The following is a 15,766-nucleotide window of genomic DNA, read 5'->3' as shown; positions in this document are numbered from 1 at the left end:
TTTTTAATTTAAAAAGTCCCACCATCAATACCTTTATTTGCTTCGCCTTCAATACTAATCATAAGTTTATTAGGTAAACATACAATCATCCCACCTGGCTCTGATATACTTCCACTTTTAACACACTCTTTATGTGCACAATCAGAATCTTTTACCTTAACACCATCATGAGTAACTAGTATGGTATTATAATGGCCATCTTTTGTTTTTATAGTAAACTCTTGTGGCTCTTTTACCTTATTTAAATCAATAGTTCTAATCACTGTACCGGCGCTTTTAATAACTGCAATATTTTCTGACCCCTTGATTGCGATTTTGTATATTAAAGCTACACTAAAAGATATTACTACAATAATTAAAAGTATTATGAAAACTATTTTATCGCCCTTTTTCATAAATAAACTCCTTGTTCGTTAGGTTAAAACTATCTTTAAGGCCTGATGTAACATATATTTTTTTATCCGAGGTAACAAAAATAGCATCTACACCTTCAATAGACTCTATCAATTTAATCCCTTTTTCAAGTCCCATGATATAAGCACTTGTAGATAGTGCATCTCCATCAATTGATTTATCCGATACTATAGTTGTGCTTATGATACCTTTATCTGCTGGATACCCAGTTTTAGGATCAAATATATGATGATACCGCACACCATCCTTTATAAAATATCTCTCATAATTACCTGATGTAACCACGGATTTATCAGTAAAACTAACAGTTCCTAAGTATTCTCCACGCGTATCTAATGGATTTTGTATTCCTATATTCCAGCTAGTTCCATCTGGTTTACTTCCTACAGCATAAACATTACCACCTAAATTTATAAGCGCACTGCTAATCTTATTATCTATTAAAACCTTCTTTATTTCATCAGCCGTATATCCCTTTGCTATAGCGCCCAAATCTATAGCTTGGCTCGCTCGCCTTAACTTGATAGTTGAATTTTTTTCATCTAGAATAATATCATTATAATCAACTAGCTTTAATTTTTCATCAATTTCATTTTTTGTTGGAACTCTCTCCTTGTCAGTACCTATACCCCATAGCTTTACAATTGGTTCTATAGTTACATCAAGAGCCCCTCCAGTTAATTTACCATATTTAACAGCTTCTTTTATTACGTGATATGTATCGGCGCTAAGTTTCTCACCTGAAATTCCAGATTTAGCATTTAATTTTGTAATTTCAGAAGTTTCAATATTAACAGACATTTTATCTTCTACATCACTTACCCTCTTTAATGCTTTCTCGGTTGCTTTTTCTGCGTTTCCACCATATACCTTTAATTGAACAATTGTGCCCATTAGGTAGGTCTCTTTTTCAACAAGTTTTGAATTAGCTTTGCAAGATGTTAAAAATATTGAAATAGACAATAATAACAGTATACGACATGTTTTACGTGAACCTTTTATGGTACATCACCACCCCTAGATTGTTTTTAAATACAATATATATTATAGCATATATACTGCATTTAAAAGAATAAAGGTATAGAATTAAAGCTCTATACCCATTTTTGAATAATATTTAATTCTAATAATCCCTTTGATCCCCTTTTAAAATATTCTCTATTTCTACTGCTATTTCACGACCTTTTTTGTAAGAATTAAGTTTATCCTGTGGGATAGAGTCTTTATATCTGTCCTCACCTGAAAGAAAATCTACGATTCCTTTCTTTGCACTTGGCACATCTCCAACGTGGTCTATTCCATTAACTTCTCTTATTTTTGAATTGTCCATGAATATTCCTCCTTATATTTCTTAAAGATACCTAGTAGTTTTTAATACTCCTGCATCTTTAATATTATAATTATAGACTTCCCAATTTATAATTTTTAATGTATTAATGCATTACTTGAGACTTATGAAAGTGTTATTTTGCTTAAGATTGGTTATCTAAAATAATATAAACTTATATATAATTCTATAAATTGCATATATGATAAACATATGTTATACTAATTTAAATTTTATAGTATAATATTTAAATAATTTCTAGGGGAGGGTACTTATGGAAGATAATCTTAAAGATACTTTAAGAAAAAATATGCTACATCAAAGAAAAAGTATGAAGATTCAAGATGTAAGTAATTTTAGTAATAAAATTATAGGCACAATTATGGAGTTACCTGAATTTATAAATTGCAAAAATATCATGTTATACCTAAGTTTCAATAAAGAAGTTGATACATATCCTCTTGCCAAGTGGTGTTTGGATAACGGTAAAACAGTAATTGCACCCTATTGCATACAATCTAAGCGAGAAATAATACCTTTTAAAATAAATAATCTTACTACTGATCTTTATAAATCTAGTATTGGAGTTATGGAGCCAAAACATGATTTGTTCGATAAAGTTGATATTGAGGATATAGATTTAATTATAGTTCCCGGCGTAGTATTTGATAAACATTGCAATAGGATAGGTTTTGGTGCTGGTTATTATGATAGATTTTTACCTAAAAAGACGAAACTTACTCCTACTATAGGCATAGCCTATGACTATCAAATAGTTGATAAAGTGCCCACTGGTGAATATGATGTGCCATTGGATTTCATAATCACTGAAAAAAGAATAATATTTTCCGAATAGCTAATTATAAATTTCTTAAAATAATTATATTATACCGATGTTGGAGGTGATCACTTTGAAAAAAAGAATAGCTGCTTTCTTTGATATTGATGGTACTCTCTATAGAGATAGTTTAATTAGTGAGGTATTCAAAAAATTAATTAAAAGCGAAATAATAGAAAATGATAAATGGTACAAAGAAGTAAAACCCTATTATGTTAAATGGGATAAGCGAATAGGAAATTATGATAATTACCTACTTAAAATGGCTGATATTTATACCGAGGCAATAATTGGACTTCATAAGTGTCAAATTGAGTTTATTGCTAGGCAAACTATAAAGCAAAAAGGCGATAGGGTTTATACCTACACCCGTGATAGAATTAAATGGCATAAGAGCCAGGGTCACATCATTATCACTGTATCAGGCAGTCCAATAGAACTTGTACGCGAAATGTCTATAAAATACGGGTTTGATGATTATATAGGAACAAAGTATAAATTAAATGAAAACAATATTTACACTGGTGATATTGTTCCTATGTGGGATAGTGTTAGTAAGCAGGCCGCCATAGAACATTTTGTTTGTAAATATAATATTGATTTGGATCAAAGTTATGCTTATGGAGATACTTCTGGAGATTACTCTATGTTAAAGTTAATTAGTAACCCTACTGTAATAAACCCTACTAAAGAACTACTCCTAAAAATTCTAGACGATGATGACTTAAAAGAAAAAATCAATATAATGCTAGAAAGAAAAGATGTGGTTTACAAGCTAAGACCAGAACACATTGAAATATAATATTTTTTCTTTAAATCAAAAAGAGAATGGAAGTCCGTAACCTTCCATTCTCTTTATTATTTTTTGGTTGAAAATTTCTTTTTGGATACTACCGAATAAACAATCCATATGAGAAATAAACTTCCAATTGTTATATTTGTTATTATATTTTTTAATAAAGGTAACCCTTGTCCGAGGAAAGTACCAATTAGAATCATTCCTCCCATTGAAATTAAAACAAGCTTATTTAGTTTTATATATTCATCTAAATTTTCGCCCTTATATTTTTTCCCCTGCTTCTTCTCAAAATTCAAACCAGAAACAACAGCCGATGCACCCATCATAATAAATATAATAGTAAATACACTATCGCCTATACCCATTTGGACTACCCCCATTCTACTTATCTTTAAGAATAGTATATCATAAGTATACATGAAAGCGAAAAAAGTCTAGGGGTGCAGAACAGTTAATAATTGTTATGTACCCCTACTGAATACCCAAAGTAGTACTTAAAAATCAGCTTAATATTAAGTATGGTATTTATCCGAAGTGACTTGCAATAAGAAACGTATAAACTATTAAATTTGATTTAGAATTTCTTAATCGAATTTCCAGTTTTAAGTTCGTTTGCAATGCACGCAGGAGAAATTTTTTGCTCTATTATTTTAAATTTCTTTTAATAAATTCGCCATTTCTATTGCAGTTACTGCAGCATCATACCCTTTATTACCTGCTTTTGTACCCGCTCTTTCAATAGCTTGCTCGATATTCTCAGTAGTAAGAATTCCAAAAATAACTGGAACTCCTGTTTCAAGTGATACAGATGCAATTCCCTTAGTTACCTCACCAGATACATATTCATAATGAGATGTAGCACCTCTTATTACTGCTCCTAAACATATCACACCATCATACTTACCTGACTTAGCCATCTTTTTTGCAACTAGAGGTATCTCAAATGCACCAGGAACCCATGCAATTTCAACATTTTCTTCTGTAACTCCGTGACGTTTTAAACCATCTAGTGCTCCCGATAATAATTTTCCACCTATAAATTCATTAAATCTTGCTACTATAATCCCAAATTTCAAACCTTCTGCTATTAATTTACCTTCATACGTTATCATTTCTATTCCTCCTATTAATTTAATATCTTGTTGTTTACTTGAATGTGCTTAACACTTATACTTGTTCAGAGTCAAGTAAATGTCCCATTTTTTCTCTTTTAGTTTGCAAATAAAGCTTATCTTTTTCATTGTGATTCATAACTATTGGCACTCTATCAACTATGTCAATACCATAGCCTGAAATTCCTGTTATTTTTTTAGGATTGTTAGTCATGAGTCTTATTTTTGTAGCACCTAATAGTTCCAATATCTGAGCTCCAATGCCATAATCTCTCATGTCTACAGGGAAACCTAAAGCTAAATTTGCTTCTGCGGTATCCATTCCTTTATCTTGAAGATTGTATGCCTTTAGCTTATTAATTAACCCTATTCCACGTCCTTCCTGCCTCATATAAAGCAAAATCCCATTTTTCTCTTTTGCTATAGCTTTCATGGCCGCATCATATTGTTCTCCACAATCACATCTCATAGATCCTAGTGCATCTCCAGTAAGACACTCAGAGTGCACCCTAACAAGTACAGATTCACTACTTCTTACATCACCTTTAACTAATGCTACATGATGCTCTCCATTTATCTTATTAACAAATCCATAGATAGTAAATTCACCATATCTAGTTGGCATTTGTGCCTCCGTAACCATTTCTACAAGGCATTCAGTTTTTCTCCTATAAGCAATTAAATCTACTATGGTAATCATTTTTAAAGCATGTTTTTTCACATAATCCATAAGCTCTGGCACCCTAGCCATTGATCCATCTTCATTCATAATTTCACAAATCACACCTGCAGGATATAACCCTGCAAGTCTTGCTAAATCAACTGCAGCCTCTGTATGACCGCCCCTATTTAGTACGCCACCCTCTCTTGCTGCTAGAGGAAATACATGGCCTGGTCTATTGAAATCTTTTGATGAAGCCTCCGAATCTATCACCTTTAATATAGTAGTTGCCCTCTCTGCAGCTGATATTCCTGTAGTGGTAGTTACAGCATCAATAGAAACAGAAAATGCTGTTCCATGCACATCAGTATTATTTACCACCATCTGATTTATATTTAACTTATCTAATCTATCTTTAACTATAGGCATGCATATAAGTCCACGTGCATACTTAGCCATAAAATTTATGTTTTCCTGAGTAGCTTTCTCGGCTGCTATAATTAAATCTCCTTCATTTTCCCTATCTTCATCATCTACCACAACAACCATTTTTCCATTTTTAATATCTTCTAAAGCTTCTTCAATAGTATTAAATTTATACATTTTTCCACCCCTTAATTATCACTCTGTGCTGTAATCATCACTTTTGGTGATGTAATATTATTTGCTGTATCTACAACTGATTGCTTATACAAATCCATTTTTTTCGAGAAAATCCATACCAATAGATTTCTTTTTTTCTGGAGCTTCACCATATTTAAGCAGTTTTTCAATATACTTCGCCATCATATCACTTTCAAGGTTAACCTCGTCACCTACCTTTTTACTAATTAGAGTAGTTTCACCTCTTGTATGAGGTATAATTGATACTTTGAAAATGTTTTCATCAACATATGCTACAGTTAAACTAATACCGTCAATTGCTATCGATCCTTTATGTACAATATACTTTAATATATCCACTGTAGTTTCTACAGACACCCAGGTGGCATTTTCTTCGATGCAAAAATCTACAATAGTTCCTATTCCGTCAATATGTCCACTTACTATATGGCCTCCTAACCTATCACTAGCCATTAATGCCCTTTCCAAATTGACATGAGAACCAGATTTCAATTTCCCTAAATTACTACTTCTTATAGTCTCCGCCATTACATCTACACTGAAGCTATTTTTATAAAATTCTGTTACGGTAAGGCACACTCCATTTGTGCTAATACTGTCACCAATCTTTATTCCACATATAACCTTTGTAGCTTTTATGGTAATTCTCGCAGACCTCGCACCTTTCTCTATAGACTTTATTTCTCCAATTTCCTCAATTAACCCTGTAAACATCTATTCACGTACCCTTCTATCATAATGTCCTCGTTAAATCTAGTTACTTCAGTATCCGTAAGCAATATAGCATCACTTACATGTTCTATTCCCTGTCCTCCTACTGGAGTCTTACCTGTTGTTCCACCGAATATTTTCGGGGAAATAAAATTAATAACCTTATCAACGATGCCTTCTTCTAATGCAGCATAATTTAGAGTACTGCCACCCTCAATCAAAATACTATCTATCCCCATGTCACCTAGTACTCTCATTAAATAGTTTAAATTCACTCGGTTATTTTTACTTGGCGTTACAATAACTTGTGCACCTTTTTGTTTAATAGCTTCAATTTTAGTCTCTTTTGCAAATTTTGTAGTAACGACAATAGTTTTTGTTTTTTCATCACATTTTAACACCTTTGCATTTATTGGTGTTTTTGCTGTGCTATCTATAATTATCCTTATTGGGTTTTTGCTAATTATGCCTTCTCTTCTTGTAGTAAGTTCTGGATCATCACTTAGGACAGTTCCAATTCCCACCATAATTCCAGTTACCATATGCCTTAATTCATGCACATACGCTCTAGATTTTTCATTACTTATCCACTTTGACTCACCAATAGAAGTTGATATTTTTCCGTCTATTGTCATAGCAGTTTTCATGATGCAAAATGGTTTTTTGTGAGTTATGTATTTTATAAATATTTCATTTGTTTTCTTTATTTCAGTTTCCATTATGCCCGTAGTTACTTCTATGCCACTACTTCTTAGAATTTCTATTCCCTTCCCTGCAACTAATGGGTTAGGGTCTATCATTCCAATTACCACTTTAGATATTTTATTTTGCACTATAGCATCAGCGCAAGGTGGCGTTTTACCATAGTGTGCGCAAGGCTCTAAAGTTACATACATTGTTGCGCCTTCTACATTTTCTTTGGCATTTTTAAAAGCATTTACTTCTGCATGTGGTCCACCAAAATATTCATGATACCCCTCACCGATTATCCTATTATCTTTTACAATAACAGCACCAACCAATGGATTAGGATTTACAAGCCCCACTGCTTTTTTAGATAATTCAAGTGCTCTTCTCATATAATAATTATCCAATTTATCACCCCTAATTCTATAATTCTGGTGCCAATCTTCATAAATATTTCTCTCTTAGTATGCATAACTTTGATCAAATAAAATCATATATGTGGCTAAAATAATAAAAGCCCTGAAAACAAAGTTTTCAGGGCTTAATAAGCTAATTATATATCTAGTCAAATCATCACCTATCGGTGCTGTTAAATCATCACCTATCGGTGCTGTTCACTAAATATATTCACAATAAAATATAAAAGCAGTATTAACTATCTTTCATAGTTAATAAATGAAAATCTCCTATATTTATCATTATTCTCCTTCTCTCATCCAGACTTTACTGTCGGCCCTGGAATTAAACCAGATCTACCTTTCGGCTCGCGGGCTATACCGCCGGTTGGGAATTTAACCCTACCCTGAAGGATCTATTAAATTTTCAACTTAAGAATACCACTTTGTTATTTTAATGTCAAGCGAATCCTATAAATATAAACAATTAATCAAAATATTAGCTATAAACACTTTTAGATGATTTATTTATTTTTTTTATTTCTTGTTTCATTATTTTTAATATTTACATCATTCGTATGCATATCTTTGTCATTATCAGTTCTCTTAATTCCTACTGAAGATAATTGCTCATTAGTAAGTTTCTGCTTTATACTCATTTAAAACACTCCCCTTTCTTAATTTATATTTTCCACTGGAAGAGAGATTTATACTACTATGATTTTCCCATCTATTCTAAAAAATTTATAAATTTTTATCTTGTAATGATTTTATATTTATATATAAGTTAATTAATCTTTAATTTACCACTTTACATAACTAACGTAATAAAGTAATATTGTATTTATAGAATTCATAAAGGAGTGTTAATAATGAAAATTAAATTTAACTTACTAATTGTGGCGATACTTTCAACCGCTATTTTATCTGGCTGCGGAAACACCCCCACAGCTGATAATTCTTTAAAAGATATACAAGACAAAAAAGAACTAATAGTTGGTCTTGATGATAACTTTCCACCAATGGGATTTAGAGATAAAAGTGGTGAAATTGTAGGCTTTGACATTGATATGGCAAAAGAAGTAGGCAAGCGAATGGGCGTAAAAGTAACCTTTAAACCAGTAGAATGGGACGGAATTATATTAAGTCTAAACAATAAAGATATTGATGCTATATGGAATGGATTAACAATAACAGATAAGAGAAAAGAACAAATTGCTTTTTCTAAAGTATACCTTCAAAATAAGCAAATAATTATTGTAAAGAACAAGTCAACTATTTCTAAAAAAAGCGATTTAACTGATAAAATTGTAGGCCTGCAACTGGGTAGCAGCAGTGAAGCTGCACTTGCTAAAGATTCACTACTTACTAACTCACTAAAGGAGGCCAAGAAATATTCAAACAATACAGAAGCGCTACTCGATTTAAACGCTGGTCGTATTGATGCTGTTATAGTGGATGAGGTAGTTGGAAGATACTATGCTAGTAAAAAACCTGGTGATTATAAAGTTATTAATGAAAATCTAGGAGTAGAAGATTATGGGGTAGGTATAAGAAAAACTGATACAAGCCTTACTGCAGAAATAAATAAACAACTAGATGAAATACAAAATGATGGAACTGCCAATACTATATCAAAGAAATGGTTCGGCAAAGATATAATCAAATAATAATTATGAATTTTTTCTGAAGGAGTGTTAGATTTGGCTAATTTTATAGACATTACAACTTATATTTTAAAAGGGAGCCTCTTTACTATTGAATTGTATTTTGCGACAATAATCTTTTGTTTGCCTCTTGGAATAATAGGCGCACTAATCAAAGTCTCAAATTTAAAAATACTTAGTAAGATTGTGGACCTCTATACTTGGTTATTTCGCGGAACACCCTTACTTCTCCAACTGTTTTTTACATATTTCGGGTTACCTATTATCGGCATTAAATTTTCTCCTTTTACTGCAGCCGCTCTTACCTTTTCTTTGAATTACGGAGCTTATTTTACAGAAATATTCAGATCCGGTATTCAATCTATAGATAAAGGCCAATACGAGGCCGCTAAAGTCTTAGGCATGAATTATAGACAAACTATGTCAAAAATAATACTGCCCCAAGCCTTTAAACGGATAATTCCACCAACTTGTAATGAGGCGATTACTCTAATAAAAGATACCGCTTTAGTAGCTGCAATTGGATTACAAGATTTACTAAGAGCTGCTAGGGAAATTGTAACTAGAGATTTTACAATCGCTCCTTTTTTTATTGCCGCAATAATATATTTAATCTTTACTTCTCTTATTGTGTTGGCTTTTAAAAAGCTTGAAAAAAAATATTCAATTTACGAATAAAGAACAATATGATAAATAAAGGATGGTGCTACTATGGATTTACTCAAGATATGTAAAATAAATAAAAGTTATGATAAAACCCAGGTTTTAAAGAATGTATCTTTAAGTTTGAAAAAAGGCGAGGTAATATCAATTATCGGTCCTTCTGGCTCTGGGAAAAGCACTCTGCTTAGGTGCATAAGTGGTCTTGAGCATATGGATAATGGACTCATTGAATTTAATGGCGTAACTATTGCAGAATCTAAAAAGAAAATTAATAATATTGAATCAGTTAATGCTACTAAAAAAATAGGTATGGTTTTTCAAAACTTCAATTTATTCCCTCATAAAACCGTTCTTGAGAATATAATTGAAGCTCCTATTATAGTAAATAATATAGATAAGAAAGATGCTATAGACATTGCAGAAAAATTACTTTTAAAAGTGGATTTATTAGATAAAATAAATTCTTATCCTTGTACTCTCTCTGGTGGACAAAAGCAAAGAATTGCAATTGCTAGATGTCTTGCAATGAATCCAGAATTAATTCTTTTTGATGAACCAACTTCTGCATTAGACCCTGAACTAGTCAGCGAAGTGTTAAAGGTCATTAAATCTCTTGCCATTGATAAAATATCACTCATAGTAGTTACCCATGAAATGCAATTTGCAAGAGAAATATCAGATAGAATTATTTTCATGGAAAATGGAGAAATACTAGCGAACTCCACTCCTGAATTACTATTTTTTAATTCTAACCATGCCAGGGTAAAACAATTTTTAAACCTTGCATAGCTATGAAATCAGACCTTTATAAAAATTATAAAAAAATCAACTATAGGAATGACACTTTTTCCATGGCTTCTATGTCTTAATTCACAAACCAATTAATTATTAAATCACATTTTTCTAACATGTATTATATAATATTTAGAATTAATATATAAAAAGGAGCATTACTGATCACAATTTCAATTAAATCTAAATACAATAAATTTTTGGCATCTTGGGGAATAATAAATTTTTATGGCCCCCTAACTTCAAGAAAATCAACATTTAAGGAAATTAATAACCACAATAACAAACAAAAACACCCAATCAAAATATCCGATATAAGCATGATTAGAGGGTTTAATTAATATAAGATAGAAATGAAGATACTGATGTTATATGGAATGGATTAACAATAACAGATAATAGAAAATAAAAAACAGGAATTATTATCTACATGTTAACACTCTAGATAATAATTCCTACATTCACTTATTTATTATGCTACTTAACATTTAATAATTAAATTAAGGGCTTGGTCTAAATCTGCAATAATATCCTCAACATTTTCAAGGCCTACTGCCAATCTTATTAAACCGTCACTTATACCAGCTTCTAATCTTTCTTCTGGTGAATATGGCGAATGAGTCATTGAAGCAGGATGTTCAATTAAAGTTTCAGCATCTCCTAAACTAACAGCTATACTACAAAGCTTAGTGGAATTTATAACCTTTTTACCTTCTTCAATTCCACCCTTTATTACAAAAGCAATAATCCCGCCTGGCAGATCCATTTGTTTTTTTGCTAATTCATATTGAGGAAAACTTTTAAGTCCTGGGTAATATACGTTTTCTACTGCTGGATGGGCTTCTAAAAATTCAGCTACAGCCATTGCATTTTTGCAATGTCTTTCCATTCTTATTTCTAGTGTTTTCATTCCTCTTATAATCAAAAATGCATCAAAAGGACTTAAACTAGCTCCAGTCATATCCTTTACACCAAATAATCTAACTCCGTCAATAAATTCTTTAGATCCAACAGCAAAACCAGAAATTACGTCACCATGCCCATTTATAAATTTAGTTCCAGAGTGTACCACAACGTCTGCACCTATTTCTAATGGTCTTTGTATGTATGGAGTGCTAAATGTATTATCCACTATAACCATACAATTTTCTTGTGCGTGGGCAATCTTTGATATTTCCTCAATATCTGTTATAAGCAATGTTGGATTTGCAGGTGTTTCTAAGAAAATAACTTTTGTATTTTCTTTCATAGCATTTCTAACATTTTCTGGATTTGAAACATCAACAAAAGTAACTTCAACACCATATCTAGAAATACCATGAGCCAAAAATGCATGAGTACAGCCATAAAGCGTTTGTGCTGCAACTATATGATCTCCAGCCTTTAATGCTGTCCACATAGTTGAAGATATAGCTCCTATTCCTGATGCCATAGACATACACGCTTCTCCACCTTCAAGCATGGCCAATTTTTCTTCTAAAACAGTATTAGTAGGGTTCCCAAGTCTTGTATAAATATAGCCATCTTCCGTTCCTGCAAATCTATTTCCACCTTGCTGTGCTGAATCAAAAACAAAAGTAGCTGTTTGATGTATTGGAGTAGCCAATGCACCATATTGATCCTTCTTATTTCCTCCATGTATAGCTTTAGTTGCAAATCCACTATTACGTAAATGTTCTCTATCCATTACAATTCCCCCTAATATAATTTTTTCTTGCTTTATAAATATATAAGCAACTATCCTGCTATTTATTACTAAAATATTCTTTTAATTATTATGTTAAATTTTTACTATAGCCAACATAAACATAACTGAATTATACTAAAAAGCATAAATCCAACAGTACCTCAATTGTAAATAGAACAGGTTGCTTTTAGATTTACAATTGAGTTGTAAAATATGAATAATATCTTACTCCTGTGTTAACAAATAATATAAATGTAGCTTTTAATTGTAGATTTTGATATAATATTAGCTGATGCTTATGACTTAATTGGAATTTTATACATTAACTATCGAATGAATATTAATGTTCAATGTAATATAGAAAGGATGATTAAATTAACATGCTTTATTATTTAGCAACTTCTATGAATTTGGGATGGAATCAATTTTATATTGCTGTTTCAAAATCTTCTGACCCTGAATTACAGATTTTAATAACCCTATTGGTTTTTATTATATTATATCTTTGGAACAATAAATTGGAAGCCATTTGCTGTGTATTTAATATTGGAATTACTGGCTTTACCAATTTGATGCTTAAAAACACTGTACAACGATCTAGACCCATGGGAGTAAGATTAGTTGAAGCTGATGGCTATAGTTTTCCTAGCGGCCATTCTTCGATTTCTACAGCTATTGGTATTGTTCTTATTTACTTTATACTTAATCGAATGAAGAATAAAAAAGTTGCCTATCTACTTAGCTGTTTTATATTCGCATATTTAATTCTTGTAGGAGTTAGTAGGGTTTATGTGGGTGTTCACTATCCAACAGATGTGCTTGGTGGATGGTTTATCGCTATACTATGGTCTTTCATTAGTCTTGCAGCTTATAGGTTTTGTATGAACAAAGGCCTAAACGAGTATTTAGATAAACATTTCACTATTAAACTTAATATTTTTAAACATAAACCAAAATCTAATTAGTTTTACTATACTATAAAGCCCTAATTATTCATAATTGAATAATTAGGGCTTTACCTTTAAATATTTTTTATTATTCTGTATAACTTTCCCATATTTTTTATAAATAGAAATCTTTAAATTAGTATTCTCGCAGGCTCTAGTGCATGGATCTCATATGTGGTTTTATATTCAATATTTATTGGTGAATTCTTAATCTATAATAAAACTATATTTGCCATTAATTTGAGCTTAATGATACTAGCCTTAATATTAATATGTTATCTATTAATAAACACTAAAAAGCAATACAGTTCATAACAAGCATAAAAAAACATTAGATAATGTATATTACTTATCCAATGTTTTTTATGTTAAAATTTATTTTTAATTAAAGTTATAATATTATTTATCTAAACCCTTAGCTATAACCTCTTTAACCTCTGTTTTTATATGCTCTGCTCTTGGTCCAAATATTGCTTGAATGCTGTCACCAACTTCAAGAACTCCCGCAGCTCCTAATTTCTTAAGTTCTGCCTTATCAACATTTTTAGCATCTACAACACTTACACGTAAGCGAGTAATGCAAGCATCTAAATTTGTTATATTTTCTTTTCCACCTAATGCTTTTAATACTAATATTGCATGTTCTTGACCATTAAGATTAGTTTTTGTAGTACTTGCTTTTTCTTCTTCATCTACTTCACGACCTGGAGTTTTAAGATTCCATTTTCTTATAGCAAAACGGAATCCGAAGTAGTAAAGTGCTGCTAATACTAATCCTACTGGGATTACTAACCACCAAGCTGTTCTATTTGGAACTACACCAAATAGCAAGTAATCTATAAGTCCACCTGAAAATGTCATTCCTATTTTAACATTTAAAAGCTGCATTGTCATAAATGATAATCCTGCAAATACACAGTGGATTCCGAACAATATTGGTGCTACGAATAAGAATGAGAATTCAATTGGTTCTGTAATACCTGTTAGGAAAGAAGTTAAAGCCGCAGACACCATAATACCAGTTACAAATACCTTCTTTTCAGGTTTTGCTTCATGAATCATTGCAAGTGCTGCTGCTGGAAGCCCAAACATCATAAATGGGAATTTACCGGCCATAAATGTACCTGCTGTAAATGATACTCCATCTTTTAACTGAGCCATAAAAATAGCTTGATCTCCGTTAACTACTTGACCAGCTTTGTTAATATACTCACCAAATTGATACCAAAATGGGTTATAGAAAATGTGATGTAATCCAAATGGAATTAATGATCTTTCTATTACTCCGAATATTAACGCTGCTGCTGTTGGATTCGCCTCAATCATACTTTTTGAGAAAACATTTAAACCATGTTGAATTGGAGGCCATACAAAACTCATTGCAATACCTATTCCAATTGCAGCTACTGCTGTAGCTATAGGTACAAATCTCTTACCTGCAAAGAATCCGAGATAAGAAGGTAACTCAATGTTGTAATATTTTTTATATAATTGTGCAGCTACAATACCTATTATAATACCGCCAAATACGCCTGTTGAAAGTGATGGAATTCCTAATACGCTTGCAAACTCTGGATGTGCTCTACCTATTAATTCTGGAGTAACACCAGCAACAATACCTAAAGTTTTGTTCATTATTAAGAACCCAACTATTGCTGCAAGTCCTGCAACTCCTTCACCCTCGGCTAGACCTACTGCAACCCCTACTGCAAATAATAATGCAAGATTACCAAAAATAACATCGCCAGACTGTTCCATAATTTTAGCTACTAATTGGAACCAACCAGCATTAAATATCGGAGCATTTACTAAAAATTGTTCACTTTGAAACATATTACCAAATCCAAGCAGTAACCCTGCAGCTGGTAATAGCGCTACTGGTAGCATTAAAGCTTTTCCTACCTTTTGTAAAACACCAAAAGCTTTTTTCATTTATATTCCCCTTTCTTTTGTGGCATGTAGCAAAAACAAAAAACATGAGCAAAGTCGTTATAATATTATAGCTTCACCTAAATGTAGCTATAATATTATAACAACTTTTGCTCATGCCTGATTGTATCAGTAACACGCAATTTTAATTATTAAATTAGTTTTCAGTGTAAACTTTTACATGATGATTCACACTCATTCTACCTTATATATACATGATATCATGCATTATTAATTTTTTCAACATTTTTCAACATTTTTTAATATTTTAATGAAAAAATAAGCTTTTACTGTCCTTTAATGTCCTCTGATCAAGTTACAACAATTTTATATAAACTAAAAATAAGCTAACAAAGTGATAAATCATTTTGTTAACTTATTTTTTGCAATTACATCTTTAGTTTTTTATATTACATTTTATTTAACTGTGTTTCCATTTTGATTCTTTTTCTGAGTTTTATCTTTAGTATCCTTAGAACCTGATTTTTTCTCTGTACCTTTTTTAGCTATGTT

17 protein-coding genes and 1 riboswitch are annotated in these 15,766 nt (G+C 31.4%); of the genes, 6 read left to right on the top strand and 11 right to left on the bottom strand.

Features of this window, described 5'->3' with window-relative positions; translation table 11 throughout:
* Positions 1-8 precede the first annotated feature (8 nt).
* From ACWJJT_RS15275 to ACWJJT_RS15265, 3 genes are all read right to left on the bottom strand, one after another.
* On the bottom strand, positions 9-395 hold the full coding sequence (locus tag ACWJJT_RS15275; RefSeq protein ID WP_165411695.1) for a NusG domain II-containing protein: 387 nt from the start codon (positions 393-395) through the stop codon (positions 9-11).
* Positions 379-1,308 (bottom strand): FAD:protein FMN transferase, encoded by a 930-nt coding sequence (locus tag ACWJJT_RS15270; protein ID WP_462955304.1) that lies wholly within the window; start codon positions 1,306-1,308, stop codon positions 379-381. The genes ACWJJT_RS15275 and ACWJJT_RS15270 overlap by 17 nt, the downstream gene beginning before the upstream one ends.
* 229 nt (positions 1,309-1,537) lie before the next feature.
* Positions 1,538-1,744 carry a hypothetical protein gene (locus tag ACWJJT_RS15265; protein WP_462955303.1) on the bottom strand — a complete coding sequence of 69 codons (207 nt, stop codon included), beginning with the start codon at positions 1,742-1,744 and terminating at the stop codon, positions 1,538-1,540.
* 271 nt (positions 1,745-2,015) lie between these two features.
* On the opposite strand from ACWJJT_RS15265, the gene ACWJJT_RS15260 reads away from it, so the two are divergent.
* Entirely contained in the window at positions 2,016-2,597 is a 582-nt protein-coding gene (locus ACWJJT_RS15260) for a 5-formyltetrahydrofolate cyclo-ligase (protein ID WP_462955302.1), read from the top strand.
* Positions 2,598-2,634: 37 nt separating this feature from the next.
* Positions 2,635-3,381, top strand: a complete 747-nt coding sequence (locus ACWJJT_RS15255; protein ID WP_462955301.1) for an HAD-IB family hydrolase — start codon at positions 2,635-2,637, stop codon at positions 3,379-3,381.
* A gap of 56 nt (positions 3,382-3,437) precedes the next feature.
* Here ACWJJT_RS15255 and ACWJJT_RS15250 read toward each other — a convergent pair whose 3' ends face one another.
* The 6 genes from ACWJJT_RS15250 to ACWJJT_RS15225 all read right to left on the bottom strand — a co-directional run bounded on the left by ACWJJT_RS15250 (position 3,438) and on the right by ACWJJT_RS15225 (position 8,227).
* Positions 3,438-3,743, bottom strand: coding sequence for a hypothetical protein (locus ACWJJT_RS15250; RefSeq protein ID WP_462955300.1), 306 nt, complete (start codon positions 3,741-3,743; stop codon positions 3,438-3,440).
* Positions 3,744-4,028: 285 nt separating this feature from the next.
* A complete protein-coding gene (gene ribH / locus ACWJJT_RS15245; protein ID WP_165411689.1) occupies positions 4,029-4,490 on the bottom strand; it encodes a 6,7-dimethyl-8-ribityllumazine synthase in 462 nt (153 codons plus the stop codon).
* 55 nt (positions 4,491-4,545) lie between these two features.
* Positions 4,546-5,754: a bifunctional 3,4-dihydroxy-2-butanone-4-phosphate synthase/GTP cyclohydrolase II gene (locus ACWJJT_RS15240; RefSeq protein ID WP_462955299.1), complete on the bottom strand. Its 1,209-nt coding sequence runs from the start codon at positions 5,752-5,754 to the stop codon at positions 4,546-4,548.
* A gap of 84 nt (positions 5,755-5,838) precedes the next feature.
* Positions 5,839-6,489, bottom strand: a complete 651-nt coding sequence (locus ACWJJT_RS15235) for a riboflavin synthase (RefSeq protein WP_462955298.1) — start codon at positions 6,487-6,489, stop codon at positions 5,839-5,841.
* Positions 6,474-7,580, bottom strand: coding sequence for a bifunctional diaminohydroxyphosphoribosylaminopyrimidine deaminase/5-amino-6-(5-phosphoribosylamino)uracil reductase RibD (gene ribD / locus ACWJJT_RS15230; protein ID WP_462955297.1), 1,107 nt, complete (start codon positions 7,578-7,580; stop codon positions 6,474-6,476). Before ribD ends, ACWJJT_RS15235 begins: the two co-directional genes overlap by 16 nt.
* A 293-nt stretch (positions 7,581-7,873) precedes the next feature.
* Positions 7,874-7,987: riboswitch (FMN riboswitch) on the bottom strand.
* Positions 7,988-8,092: 105 nt separating this feature from the next.
* A complete protein-coding gene (locus tag ACWJJT_RS15225; RefSeq protein ID WP_258280636.1) occupies positions 8,093-8,227 on the bottom strand; it encodes a hypothetical protein in 135 nt (44 codons plus the stop codon).
* A 213-nt stretch (positions 8,228-8,440) separates the two neighbouring features.
* On the opposite strand from ACWJJT_RS15225, the gene ACWJJT_RS15220 reads away from it, so the two are divergent.
* From ACWJJT_RS15220 to ACWJJT_RS15210, 3 genes are read left to right on the top strand one after another with little or no spacing between them, the layout of a single operon-like run.
* On the top strand, positions 8,441-9,238 hold the full coding sequence (locus ACWJJT_RS15220) for an amino acid ABC transporter substrate-binding protein (protein WP_462955296.1): 798 nt from the start codon (positions 8,441-8,443) through the stop codon (positions 9,236-9,238).
* 33 nt (positions 9,239-9,271) lie between these two features.
* The gene (locus ACWJJT_RS15215; protein WP_462955295.1) at positions 9,272-9,913 is read left to right on the top strand and encodes an amino acid ABC transporter permease; all 642 of its coding nucleotides are present in this window, start codon (positions 9,272-9,274) and stop codon (positions 9,911-9,913) included.
* A gap of 33 nt (positions 9,914-9,946) precedes the next feature.
* Positions 9,947-10,687 carry an amino acid ABC transporter ATP-binding protein gene (locus tag ACWJJT_RS15210; protein WP_462955294.1) on the top strand — a complete coding sequence of 247 codons (741 nt, stop codon included), beginning with the start codon at positions 9,947-9,949 and terminating at the stop codon, positions 10,685-10,687.
* Positions 10,688-11,171: 484 nt separating this feature from the next.
* Here ACWJJT_RS15210 and megL read toward each other — a convergent pair whose 3' ends face one another.
* On the bottom strand, positions 11,172-12,377 hold the full coding sequence (gene megL, locus ACWJJT_RS15205; protein WP_462955293.1) for a methionine gamma-lyase: 1,206 nt from the start codon (positions 12,375-12,377) through the stop codon (positions 11,172-11,174).
* A gap of 380 nt (positions 12,378-12,757) precedes the next feature.
* Between megL and ACWJJT_RS15200 the strand changes: the two genes are divergently transcribed.
* The gene (locus ACWJJT_RS15200; protein ID WP_462955292.1) at positions 12,758-13,342 is read left to right on the top strand and encodes a phosphatase PAP2 family protein; all 585 of its coding nucleotides are present in this window, start codon (positions 12,758-12,760) and stop codon (positions 13,340-13,342) included.
* A 381-nt stretch (positions 13,343-13,723) separates the two neighbouring features.
* Here ACWJJT_RS15200 and ptsG read toward each other — a convergent pair whose 3' ends face one another.
* Positions 13,724-15,256, bottom strand: coding sequence for a glucose-specific PTS transporter subunit IIBC (gene ptsG / locus ACWJJT_RS15195; RefSeq protein ID WP_462955291.1), 1,533 nt, complete (start codon positions 15,254-15,256; stop codon positions 13,724-13,726).
* Positions 15,257-15,766: the final 510 nt, after the last annotated feature.

The organism is Clostridium sp. CM041, assembly GCF_055081035.1.
This window is presented reverse-complemented; position numbering and strand designations above follow the sequence as displayed.

What these genes read in the sequence shown, in the direction of transcription:
- ACWJJT_RS15275 (WP_165411695.1), bottom strand. Translation starts at nt 395, where the DNA reads ATGAAAAAGGGCGATAAAATAGTTTTCATAATACTTTTAATTATTGTA.
- ACWJJT_RS15270 (WP_462955304.1), bottom strand. Translation starts at nt 1,308, where the DNA reads ATGGGCACAATTGTTCAATTAAAGGTATATGGTGGAAACGCAGAAAAA.
- ACWJJT_RS15265 (WP_462955303.1), bottom strand. Translation starts at nt 1,744, where the DNA reads ATGGACAATTCAAAAATAAGAGAAGTTAATGGAATAGACCACGTTGGA.
- ACWJJT_RS15260 (WP_462955302.1), top strand. Translation starts at nt 2,016, where the DNA reads ATGGAAGATAATCTTAAAGATACTTTAAGAAAAAATATGCTACATCAA.
- ACWJJT_RS15255 (WP_462955301.1), top strand. Translation starts at nt 2,635, where the DNA reads ATGTTGGAGGTGATCACTTTGAAAAAAAGAATAGCTGCTTTCTTTGAT.
- ACWJJT_RS15250 (WP_462955300.1), bottom strand. Translation starts at nt 3,743, where the DNA reads ATGGGTATAGGCGATAGTGTATTTACTATTATATTTATTATGATGGGT.
- ribH (WP_165411689.1), bottom strand. Translation starts at nt 4,490, where the DNA reads ATGATAACGTATGAAGGTAAATTAATAGCAGAAGGTTTGAAATTTGGG.
- ACWJJT_RS15240 (WP_462955299.1), bottom strand. Translation starts at nt 5,754, where the DNA reads ATGTATAAATTTAATACTATTGAAGAAGCTTTAGAAGATATTAAAAAT.
- ACWJJT_RS15235 (WP_462955298.1), bottom strand. Translation starts at nt 6,489, where the DNA reads ATGTTTACAGGGTTAATTGAGGAAATTGGAGAAATAAAGTCTATAGAG.
- ACWJJT_RS15225 (WP_258280636.1), bottom strand. Translation starts at nt 8,227, where the DNA reads ATGAGTATAAAGCAGAAACTTACTAATGAGCAATTATCTTCAGTAGGA.
- ACWJJT_RS15220 (WP_462955296.1), top strand. Translation starts at nt 8,441, where the DNA reads ATGAAAATTAAATTTAACTTACTAATTGTGGCGATACTTTCAACCGCT.
- ACWJJT_RS15210 (WP_462955294.1), top strand. Translation starts at nt 9,947, where the DNA reads ATGGATTTACTCAAGATATGTAAAATAAATAAAAGTTATGATAAAACC.
- megL (WP_462955293.1), bottom strand. Translation starts at nt 12,377, where the DNA reads ATGGATAGAGAACATTTACGTAATAGTGGATTTGCAACTAAAGCTATA.
- ACWJJT_RS15200 (WP_462955292.1), top strand. Translation starts at nt 12,758, where the DNA reads ATGCTTTATTATTTAGCAACTTCTATGAATTTGGGATGGAATCAATTT.
- ptsG (WP_462955291.1), bottom strand. Translation starts at nt 15,256, where the DNA reads ATGAAAAAAGCTTTTGGTGTTTTACAAAAGGTAGGAAAAGCTTTAATG.